General features: G+C 24.4%; 7 protein-coding genes. 1 reads left to right on the top strand and 6 read right to left on the bottom strand.

Features of this window, described 5'->3' with window-relative positions:
* From ON24_RS08295 to ON24_RS08285, 3 genes are all read right to left on the bottom strand, one after another.
* Positions 1 to 1,536, bottom strand: coding sequence for a type I restriction-modification system subunit M (locus tag ON24_RS08295; RefSeq protein ID WP_040682614.1), 1,536 nt, complete (start codon positions 1,534 to 1,536; stop codon positions 1 to 3).
* Between the two features lie 293 nt (positions 1,537 to 1,829).
* Entirely contained in the window at positions 1,830 to 2,378 is a 549-nt protein-coding gene (locus tag ON24_RS08290) for a restriction endonuclease subunit S (protein WP_016358123.1), read from the bottom strand.
* A gap of 1,028 nt (positions 2,379 to 3,406) precedes the next feature.
* Positions 3,407 to 6,145: a type I restriction endonuclease subunit R gene (locus ON24_RS08285; protein WP_040682613.1), complete on the bottom strand. Its 2,739-nt coding sequence runs from the start codon at positions 6,143 to 6,145 to the stop codon at positions 3,407 to 3,409.
* Between the two features lie 791 nt (positions 6,146 to 6,936).
* Between ON24_RS08285 and ON24_RS08280 the strand changes: the two genes are divergently transcribed.
* Positions 6,937 to 8,697 (top strand): tetratricopeptide repeat protein, encoded by a 1,761-nt coding sequence (locus ON24_RS08280; protein WP_040682612.1) that lies wholly within the window; start codon positions 6,937 to 6,939, stop codon positions 8,695 to 8,697.
* A gap of 225 nt (positions 8,698 to 8,922) precedes the next feature.
* Here ON24_RS08280 and ON24_RS08275 read toward each other — a convergent pair whose 3' ends face one another.
* From ON24_RS08275 to ON24_RS08265, 3 genes are all read right to left on the bottom strand, one after another.
* Positions 8,923 to 9,558: an HVO_0476 family zinc finger protein gene (locus ON24_RS08275; RefSeq protein WP_016358119.1), complete on the bottom strand. Its 636-nt coding sequence runs from the start codon at positions 9,556 to 9,558 to the stop codon at positions 8,923 to 8,925.
* Positions 9,559 to 9,675: 117 nt separating this feature from the next.
* Positions 9,676 to 10,161, bottom strand: a complete 486-nt coding sequence (gene hacB / locus ON24_RS08270) for a homoaconitase small subunit (protein WP_016358118.1) — start codon at positions 10,159 to 10,161, stop codon at positions 9,676 to 9,678.
* Between the two features lie 644 nt (positions 10,162 to 10,805).
* Positions 10,806 to 11,801: a beta-ribofuranosylaminobenzene 5'-phosphate synthase gene (locus tag ON24_RS08265; protein WP_016358117.1), complete on the bottom strand. Its 996-nt coding sequence runs from the start codon at positions 11,799 to 11,801 to the stop codon at positions 10,806 to 10,808.
* Positions 11,802 to 12,189: the final 388 nt, after the last annotated feature.

The following is a 12,189-nucleotide window of genomic DNA, read 5'->3' as shown; positions in this document are numbered from 1 at the left end:
TTAAAATATTGGTGATTGAATTCCAAGTTCTTCACAGATTTTATTAATTTCTTCATCAACTTCTTTTTCTTTAATTGAAATTTCTTTAAGTTCCTTACAAACTTCATCAAGATCAATAGGTTCTTCTTCTTCAAAAGTATCTACATATCTTGGTATATTGAGATTGTAATCATTTTCTTCAATTTCTTCCATTGTTGCTTTGTGTGAATACTTATCAATTTCTTCACGTTTAGCATATGTATTTACTATTTTATCAATATCTTCTTTTCTTAGTTTATTTTGATTTTTAGCTTTTTCAAAATCTTGTGAAGCATCAATAAAGAGAATATCTTCATCTTCTGTTCTACATTTTTTAAATATTAATATACATGTTGGTATACTTGTACCATAAAAGATATTTGCAGGTAGACCAATTACTGCATCTAAATAGTTTTTTTCTTCAATTAAATATCTGCGTATTTTACTTTCTGCAGCCCCTCTAAATAATACTCCATGAGGAAGTACAATGCCCATTGTACCATTTTCATCAAGATGATATATCATATGTTGTACAAATGCATAGTCTGCTTTTGATTTAGGTGCTAATTTTCCATAAGCACTGAAACGTTCATCATCAAGGAAGGATTTATCTGCACTCCATTTTGCACTGAATGGTGGATTGGCAACGATTGCTTCAAATTTCATGTTCTTATGCATTGGATGCTCCAATGAGTCTCCTTGTTTAATGTCAAAGTCCTGATATTTAACTCCATGAAGAATCATATTCATACGTGCAAGGTTATATGTTGTTTGATTTAATTCCTGACCATAAAAGTTTGCTACATCTGCTTCTTTAGATACACGTAGAAGTAATGAACCAGAACCACATGTTGGATCATATACTGATTTAATACGTTTTTTACCTAATGTCACGATTTTAGCAAGTACTTTTGAAACCTCTTGTGGAGTGTAAAATTCCCCTGCTTTTTTACCTGCACTAGATGCAAATTGACTTATCAAGTATTCATATGCATCACCAAGAATATCTGATTCACTATTTTCAAGTTCAAAATCAATATCATTTAAATGGAGTAATATTTTTGATATTAACTTATTTTTATCATCATTTGTTCTTCCAAGTTTAGATGAATGAAGATCCACATCCTCAAAAAGATTGCTGAAATCATCTTGACTTTCAGTACCAATACAGGAATTACTAATATAATTTAATGCTTTATTAAGATCATCCAATATGAAATCTCCAACTTTAGCTTTTTTAATAATGCAACTAAATAAATGTTGAGGTTCAATAAAGTATCCTAATGAATCTATTCCTTCATCTTTCAAATCTTCCTTATAGTCATCACGTTCCCATGCTTCTTTAAAAGTGATACCATCTACTTCTAATTCTTTGTTCATGTGAATTTCTAATTTTTCAGAGAGGTATCTGTAAAATATAAATCCCAATATGTAATTTTTAAATTCATTAGCATCCATATTTCCTCTTAATTCATCTGCAATTGCCCAAAGTTTACTTTCTAATTCTTGACTTGCCATAATAATTCACGCCCCTTAAAGGTCTAATAATTTTCCATATATTTAATAGCTTTTAATACAAAACATTTACTTATCTAATAGTTTATATAAAACATTTACTTATTTAACAATTATACAAAAGATTTATTTATCAAATTCTAATGCAAACATTTACTTATTTAATAGTTTATAAAGGTTTTTTAATAAACTAATACAATATTTATTATTTAATAATTTAATACAAATTCCACTATTTAATAGAATATTTTATTTATAAATACAATATTGATTTAATAAGAAGCAATAAATAGAATCTATCTATAAATATCTTCAATTATTGCTTCCTTGTAATCATTTTGATATTTAATAAGTTCTTTTTCTAATTTTATTTTATTGTCAATTAAATCCAAAAACATCCCATATTTCTTTTGAGTTTCTAAATCAGGAATGTCAAATTTAATTTTTCTTAAGTCTGCAACTTTAATTATTCTTAAAGCTCCTCCTTCACGTAATTTATGTAGTTCAGAAAGGAAATAATTACTTTTTAGTAGATGATAAAAGAATGATGGATTGTAACCTTCTTTTAATCTAATTACTGCAAAGTTCATTGTAATAATATATCCTTCCTCATTTAATCGAGTAACAGTATTTGGTTCAGATAATGATATTACAATATCATCTTTTTTTGAATAATATTTCTGATTTAAATCATCAGAAATATGTTTATATTCAAATTCAAATATACCTTCTTCTTTAAATTTATTTCGGATAACTGGTTTTAAATTACCTTCTGAATTAACAAAACGTGACAAGTGAACTCCAGAATATACCTCTGCAATATCATTTAGTCTTTCTTTAGTCATGAAAACCTCCCCAATAAGAATTATTAAATAATCCTATTAAGAATCTTTAAACTTAACTTAAATTCACTCAATAAAATCAATCATTAAGAAATTCAAACATTCAATTAACTTAAACCTTAATAAGAATTAATAAATAATCCCATTAAGAATCTTTAAACTTAACTTAAATTCACTCAATAAAATCAATCATTAAGAAATTCAAACATTCAATTAACTTAAACCTTAATAAGAATTAATAGATAATCCCATTAAGAATCTTTAAACTTAACTTAAATCTCAATTAAAAATTTTCTATAAATAGAATTTTTATTTCAATTTAAGATATATCATTTAACTTCAACCTAAAATATAAAGTAAATAAGTAATTGCGATAATTTTACTTATTATACTTAAAAAAGGTGAAATTTTAATAACATACAATAGAGAACCGTCTCTTATTATATATTAAATGTATAAACGAGTTTACCTCCAAATGGGAGTCGAACCCATCAACGATTAAAGGAGGATTTGAAATACTTGAAAGTATATGAATTTAATTCATATACATATTCAAGTAATAAACTAATATTCACCCAAGAATATTAAACCTCTTTGTAACTATCTACTTATACAAAAATTTGTACTTAGTAACTAATTACAATTAATTGTTTTGACATCATCATATATAAACTTAACGAAAATTTTAGTCATTAATTACTAATTACAATAAATTTTCCTAAAATAAATAAAACAAAATAAGAAAAATAAGAAATTTAAATAGATAAATACAATTAAATATTAATTAAATTAGAAAAATAATATATTAAAATAGATATTGAATAAAACAAAAATATAATAATATATTAGAGTAAATTTAAACCAATCAAAACAATTTATAGAAAATAGATAAAAAAATAGAAAATATAAAAAATATAAAAATTATAGAAAAAATAGAAAATATAGAAAAATAAAGTAAATTTAAAAATAAAATTTTAACCAATAAAAAAAAACTCAATTAAGTAAAACAATAATTAATAAAAAGTTTCTAATTAATAATCAAATTTTTCATGGAAATTTTCAATCATATTTTTAACTTCTTTAACTTTATTTCTTCTTTCTTTAAATTTGAGATTATGATTAAATGATTTTTTAAGTTTATCTTCATCAAGTTTACCGGAATATTCATAATAATCGAAAATTTGACGAGCAATCTTTTCATTTAAATCCTCTTCAGAAATAATATCCAGAATTGCATTCTCTCTTTCTTTTGACATGAATCCATCAAATACTTCATTAAAAGATAAATCTTTATCATTGATATTTCCTAATTCCTCATCAATGAATTTCTCAATTAAACTGATTTTACTTCTTAAATGTTCAGTTTCTTGCATAATATTTAATATACGTTTTTTATCATGCTCAAAACTTGAATCTTTAGGATCCATTGTTTTAAGAATATTAAGAATATAATCTACATTGATTTTATCATTTCTAAGCAATTCAAGTTCAAAGTCAATATCATCAAGAACAGATACTTTTTCTTTATCTGGACTTTTAAGTTCATCATGAATATCAAAGTAAATACTTTTATAATCTGAGAAATCCTGTTCAGTCATTTCAATATCATCATATGAAAATTCTGAGAAAGTATTCATCTTATTTAATATTCTTGAAAGTTCTCTGAAATTTAATACAAATTGTTTCTTATCCTTCTCACTTTGTAAATTAACTGCATCGTTTACTGTTTCAACAAGGGAATAAAATTTTTCAGCTTCTTTATTAAATTTATCTACAAAGAAGCCATATGGTGGTAAAATAATATCCTCAGATGCATTAGAATCGGAGAATAATCTAATTGCCCTATCAGTATTTTCTTTAAGATTTCTAAAACAAATGATATTTCCATGAGATTTACGCATATTATATATTCTATTTGTTCTAGAAAATGCTTGTAATAAACCATGATATTGAAGATTTTTATCTACATATAATGTATTTAAAAGTTTACTATCAAATCCAGTTAAAAACATGTCAACAACTAAAAGTAAATCAATTTCCCTATTTTTCATTCTTTTAGAAACATCTACATAGTAAGCTTTAAAATCATCAGTACTGAAATTAGTACCAAACATCTCATTATAATCATCCATATATTTATCAAGTTTATCTCGTGATAACTGTTTCTTATCAGACAAATCTTCATTATCCTTATATGAAAAGATAGTAGCAACCTTTAAATTGTGTTTTCCTTCATCTTTTTTCTTTTTAAATAAGTCATAATATTTGTGAATTACTCCACCACGTGCAACTGTAAACATTGCATTAAATTCACGATTTTTAGTTTTATTATCATAGCTTTTAATTATATAATCTACGATTTGATTAAGATACTTATCAGATTCAAAGTATTCTCTCTTATCAATTCCTTCAACTTCCAAATCAGTTTCAGTAAGCATTTTAGCTCCACCAAAATAATCAATTGAAAAACCTAAAACATTATTATCTGCAATAGCATCTTTAATTGAATATTCATGAAGTCTTTTACCAAAAATGCTTTTGGTAGTTTTTAGGCCATTGGAATTTTCTTCAAATATAGGGGTTCCAGTAAAACCAAAAGATAATGCATTATTAAAGAAATTAATAATGGATTGATGCATTTCACCAAATTGGCTTCTATGACACTCATCATAAATTAGAATAATATTTTTATCACGAATGTCTTGGAGTTTCTTCATATCCCCCCTTGTTTTAACTGCTTTTGATAATTTTTGTATAGTTGTTGTAACAAGTTTACCATTACCTGTTGTGGTTAAATGTTTAATTAAAGCACCTGTATGCTTTGTTTCATTAACACAACCATTACAAAAACTGTTAAACTCTTTATTTGTTTGAATATCCAAATCACGTCTATCAACAATGAAAAGAACCTTGTATATAGATTCATCTTCTGCTAAAAGTTGGCTTACCTTATAAGAGGTAATAGTTTTTCCACTACCTGTTGTATGCCAAATATAACCATTTTGTTTAACTTCTAATGCCTGATGTAATACTGCTTTTACAGCATATATCTGATAGGCTCTTAAAACCATTAAGGTTTTAGATGATTCATTTAAAATCATATATTTTGAAATAATTTCTGCAATATTACATTTTTCTAAAAAGGTATCTGTAAATTGGTCTAATGAATGATAATTGTTATTTTTCACATCTTTCCAGAAGAAGGTAAATTCAAAATTAAGATCATTTTTAGAACCATTTGCAAAATATTTAGTATTAACACCATTACTTATAACAAATAATTGAATATAATTAAAAAGACCACTATATGAATGAGATTTATATCTAATAATTTGATCAAAAGCCTCTTTAATATTTCCCCCTCTTCTTTTAAGTTCTATTTGAACAAGAGGTAATCCATTAATAAGAATAGTTACATCATATCTATTTTCATGAAGACCATGAACAGTGATTTGATTAGCTACTTGAAAAATGTTTTTACACCATTCTTTTGTATTTAAAAATTTAATATAAAAAGAGTCTTTATCCCTATCAACATAATATTTATCTCTTAATTTTTTAGCCTTATCAAATATACTGCCACTATCTAAGTATACCAAAATACGGTCAAATTCCACATCAGAAAAACTACAATTATTTAATTTTTCAAGTTGCAATCTGAAATTTTCTTTTAATTCATCTTCATTTTTAACATTAACATATTCATATCCATTTTCTTGCAATTGTGCAATTAAATTTTTCTCTAATGTTTCTTCACTTTGAATTGGCATTTTAATACTCCTTATTCATATAACAATACATATTATTGTTTAACTCCATAAATAAGCCATAAAAAGATAAAATTTAAATAATAAAAAAATTTTAAAATCAAATATTAATTTAATCTGAATTATATTTTAAATTTAAAAAACATTTTCACCCATATAAAAATATCTAAGTATACATTAATTTTTATGCATTATAATATTTTTAAATGTATTGATTTAATTTTATTAGAAATATTAAAAAAAATAGATAGCTTTCAATAAATGTCAATTTAATTAAGTAAATTTTTAAATAAATTAAATAAAGAAATTAATTATGAATCTAAAATTTAAATTTTAAAATGACTGTTTTATTTTTTAATTCATTATCATTGAGTAAATATTTATAGAATAGATAATTTTAAATATTCTGTTCGATGAAAAAAATAAGTCATTTTTATCCAAATTTAAAATATACTCATTTTAATCCCCAAATATAATCTATTGAATTTATTATTTAAATTTACAAATTTAACGACTATTCTCTATCATATAACTAATTTTAAAAATGCATCATTAAGAATAAAATATGATATCTTTAAAATTATAAAAAAATGAATATTAAAAATAAAAAAAAATAAAAAAAATCATACATAAGATTTTAATTTTAAAGGTTTATATCAATTGAAATTGAATTTTATTTAAAATTGATTAGTTTATTATCCAAATTTTATATTATACACAAATATTAAGAGGATTTAAATATAATATTTTAAAATATGAATGAAAAAAATTTAATTATGTTTAAGGGTGATAGTATGGATAAATTAGAAATATTAGAGGGAAGCGCTTGTTTTTTAGTCTACAACACATCAGAAACCATGACCAAAAAACAATTCAAAAGATATCTTAGAAAGGAAGGATTTAAAGAATATAAAAAATATTATACATATGATAGAGGATTTTTTTACATCAATGTTAACAATTTACGATACTCAGATGGAATATATAAAGCAGCGAACCTTGCTAATACAATAATTGATGAGAATACAAAAAATCCATTTACAATTGATGAATTTAAAATTATTTGGAAAATATTAAAAAAACATATTAATAAACCAAAATTTACAGGAAGGCTTAGCCAAGGCTGTTCTACATTTTTAATATGTGATAACTCCCTTAATAACTATGAAAATGATTTTTTAACTTTTCTTGAGAAAGAAAACTTTAAACCTATTATTGATGATAGTTATGGTGGAAGGGGATTTGTTGTATTGAATGTTGAAAGTATGGTTTATTCAACTGGAGATATGGGTGAAGCACTTATTTCAACTTTTGTAGGAAATAATTCTAATTGTGCTTTAACAATAAAAGAGTTTAAAACAATTTGGAAAATAATCAAAAAACATAAAGATGATTTTCAATTTGTTGAAAAAATAGTTAATGAATACATTGCATCAGATGATTATGATCATATTAATGAATATCGTGAAAAGATATTAACTTATGATAATAGTGATGCTGACAGAATTAATTTTAAAGTAAGTGTATTATTTTCTTTAAAAAAATATGAAGAAGCTCTTGATTTACTTTATTATGCAATAGACATCTATCCCGAAGATTATAGATTTTATAATTTTTTAGCATTTATCTGTACCGATTTATATAGAATATCAGAAGCTATCAAATATTTCAATTATTCCTTTAAATATGGGGGTTTTGATTTTAAGGGTAGAGATTTAGTATACCAATATCGAGGGAAATGTTACTTAAAAAAGGCAAGAGAAGATTTTTATATAAGAGAAGACTTAGATGAAGCTTTAAAAAGCGTAGATATATACTTAAATCAATTTCCAAATGACTATGATATTATCAGATTTAAGGATGAATTATCTCATGGATACATTGATCCCCATTCTATTCGTTTTCATGAAAAATTAATGTATTTCGAATGCAAAGCATATGAATTATATAAATTAGGATACTTAAAACAATCATTTGATGCATATGAAAATGTTTTAAAAGCTAGTGAAGATTTTAAAAATAATGTTCAGAATACTTGCTATAAATGGTACGATAAAATTTCTGAATGCGGAATAGATGAAATAAATAATTTTAAATGGTATGATGAAGTCTTATCAAAAAATTTAAAAAATTTCAAGGGAGATTATGATGAATTCTTTTTAAAACTCTTTGAAATTACACCCGAAAACATATCTTCATGCATTGATAAAGCAAAACTTTATTCAAAAATTTATCAAGCTGATTTGGCAGTTAAATACTCTAAAAAAATAGTAGAAAAATATCCTTCACATATTGAAGCAAATAAATTTTATAATTCATTGACAAAGGTAATTGAAAAAAATAAATACTTAGATGAATGTGATAAGTTTAAAAATTACAATAATATCAATGAATATATTGATGATATTATATTCTGCTTAATAAATTCTTGCGGATATAGTGAAGAGGATGCGAAACAGCTTGTAAAATCCGAAAAGGAAATGATAAAAAGAATGTATAAATCAGAAGATCCTGCAAATGATGTAGCAATGGATTTTTATCCTCTTTGTGGATGATTATAGAGTTTATGGCAATGATTAATATAAAATATAATTATATCAATATACTTAAACATAAACCCAAGTATTAAACATCACTTTCATAAAAGATTTTATAATTTTCTATATTAAATTTAAAAAAATAATAAAATTCAATGAAGTAAACCATATCTAATTGAATTTATAAAAAAAAATAGCTAATATTAGGTTAAAATTGAAATAAAAATAATAAAAAAAGATTAACTAATAATAATCATCTTTAAAGTTTATTTGGACTATATTATCAGTTAAATTGTAGTCATATGTTTTTAAATCAATAGGTTTTGTGTAAACCCTCTTGATTACATCTGCTCTTGCAGAGCCTGTAGACAGTTTCTTGGAACCTGTTTTAATAATATGAACTTTAAGGGTATAATCCTCAATCCTGATTATATCATTGGTATTAATCTCGAAATCCCTATTTAAATCAAGTTTATAGGATTTAACTTTACCCCCGAAATCAATTGATAAACCTATTCTTGCAGGTATTTCAAGTGATGTTGCCCATATAGTTTTTATATCAGAAACTAATGCAGAGTCTCTCCTTCCCTCTTTTGTTTCAATTGAATTTACTTTTACTTGGCCATCATCTGCAAGTAAAACTTCCCCACATTTTAAGACCTCATCAGGATATAACTTAATTGATGTTTTTTTAGAATTCTCATTTTCACTTACAATTAACCTACATGAGATAGGATTTCTTTGAGTAACTCTATCCTTAAATACATGCTCACATTCATTACACCTTAATAAATAATCATTAATATGCTTTGATTTTGACGAAGTTTCTTTTGATTTTAAAACCGTTATATTATCAGATCCACAAATCGGACATTCCATTTTTAATTCCCTCTAGTTGTAATAATTTTAATAAAAAATAATCATTAAAAATCTTAATTTAATTTAAAATAAATTAATAAAAAAAATCAGTAATTTTTTAATATTGAAAAGTAAAATCTATTCTTTAGATTTTAAATAATGATTTACTAAACCGCCATCTTCTAAGATTTCTAACATGAAATCCTTAAATGGTTCAAATTCAACATCCTCACCAGTAGTTTCATTTCGAATAATACCTTCACTTAAATCTACAGATACAATATCCTCATCAGATGCTTTAATATCTGCTTTAATTACTGGTAATCCTATATTTATTGCATTTCTATAGAAGATTCTTGCAAATGATTTAGCAATAATTGCATCAACACCTGCAGCTTTAATAGCTACAGGAGCTTGTTCCCTAGAAGAGCCACAACCAAAGTTTTCATCTGCAACAATTACATCTCCTTTTTTAACATTATGTGTAAAATCAGGTCTTTCTCCCTCCAATACATGTTCTGCTAAATCTTCAGGATTAAATGTTCTAAGATATCTACCTGGTATGATTAAATCAGTATCTATATTTTCACCAAATGTCCATACTCTTCCTTGAATTTTTTCCATTGTTATCACAAAAAATAATTTTCAATACTTAATATATTATTTTTCATTAAGTATAATCTTTTAGTTATATGTATTTTATATTTAAAAACTTATTGTTTTATAAAAAATATAAGACAAGTGAAAATTTTATAAATTAAAATCTTCATAAAGAAGGTTTAAATCTAGTCAGTTTTAAGATATTTAAATAAGATGGTTTTATATAAAAAATTAGATTCATACAAAGGAATTTAAAAATAAAACTTTAATTTCCCATATAACATTCAATTTTGAACTATGAAATTAACTAAAACAATCAAATTACCATGCAGAAAAAACTTAACTCCAATATTTAATCTAAACCTAAAACTAATAATTACTAACTATAAAAGAAAATAAGTTTAATCCTTACTAATTTACTGAGCCTAAAACTAATTAAATTATTATGTAGAAAAGACCTAATATTTAATCTTAACTTAAATTACTAATTTAAAAGAAACTAAGTCCAAACCTTATTAATCTAATCTAAACCTAAAACTAATTAAAACAAGAGTAAACCTAAAGTTAACTAAGTAGAAAAAGGATTATTTAATTAATCTAATATTACATAGATTAAATTATATCACGATTATAATAGTGCAACCATTATACCCTTTTTATGTGAAGACTTATTTTTCAATAATTTGATGACCAAAGTTCTGAGCCTTACATACAAAGTATGTATCTCCTTCCTCTTCATTAAGATAGTCTGCAGTAGCCTTTACAATATCTTTATTTTCTTTATCAAAAATAGTATAAATTGCAGGTCCAAATGAACTCATACCCACACCATATGCTCCATTATCACGCATATATTTCATTAAATTTAAGAACTTAGGTGGTTGTAAACTAACCTCCACCTTTTTAAATCCCCTACATTGTATTTGATCTATGCAGGAACCAAATTCATATATATTATGTTCAAGCATGAAAGGAATTAAATTCATAAAGATAATATGAGACATTTGTTCTACTTCACTTTTATTTATAGGACAATTAGCTTGGAAAATATTAACCTCTTTTTTACCATTAATATGTTCTGTATTAGTAGGTATTGTAACTAAAATATCCCAGTCTTCTGGAAAATCATAATGTCCTAAAAGTTGTGGTGGTCTAACATTTGATGCTGATGAAGGCAAGAAAGATTCTTTCTCTTTAAGACTATGGCCCCCATCTACAATAAATCCACCATAATCAAATGAAAAGGTACCAATTCCTGATGTGCCCCCTCTACCCACTACACTAGCCAATTGAACTGAGTCCTCATGAATACCTTTCATCTCAGTTATAAGTTTACCTGTAGCTAATGCTGTCTGAGTTCCTGATCCTAATCCTGAATGTGGAAGACAAGCTTTTTCAACTTCAAAATTGAATCCCTCATCAATTCCATAATATTTACGAATTCTATCAGCAGATGTTACAATCTTCTCTTTACATTCCGGTTTTATCTCTTCATCTATATCCTCACAAAAATCAACTTTAATATCCTTTGTATCGGATTCTTCCCCTTTTATTATAAAGTTTGGTTGATCTATAGTAAGCCCAATTCCTCCGTCAATTCTACCATATGCACCACTCATATCTATAAGACACATATGGAGACGGGAAGGCGTCTTAATTATCATTTTAAGTGTCCCCAATTGTTTTTTTAGATAAAATAAATCAACATTTAAACAAATTTTTAAATCGATTAAAAAAATTTTAAATTAAATTTAATTTTACTAATCTTTAATAAGTTTTAATGAAACTTATTATTAAAGTTTTCTAAATGACTTTTTTATTAAAACTACAAAATTTTGTTTATAACATATAAAACAAATTTATTAGAACTTGTTTAATTATTTAAAAAAAAGTTAATGTACAGTCATTTAAATAAAAACGTTTAAAAGGAAAAATAAGTAAAATAAAGACGATGAAAAAATTTTAATTAAAAAGTTCTAAAATAAGTGAAAACTTGATTGAATAAATTAAAAACTAATTGAATTGGAAAAAATAGAAAATTAAAATTGAAAT

It is taken from the genome of Methanobrevibacter boviskoreani JH1 (genome assembly GCF_000320505.1).
In the GTDB taxonomy this organism is placed as follows: Archaea; Methanobacteriota; Methanobacteria; order Methanobacteriales; family Methanobacteriaceae; genus Methanarmilla; species Methanarmilla boviskoreani.
The sequence above is the reverse complement of the archived record's forward strand: the minus strand, read 5'-3'. Positions and strand labels throughout refer to the sequence as shown.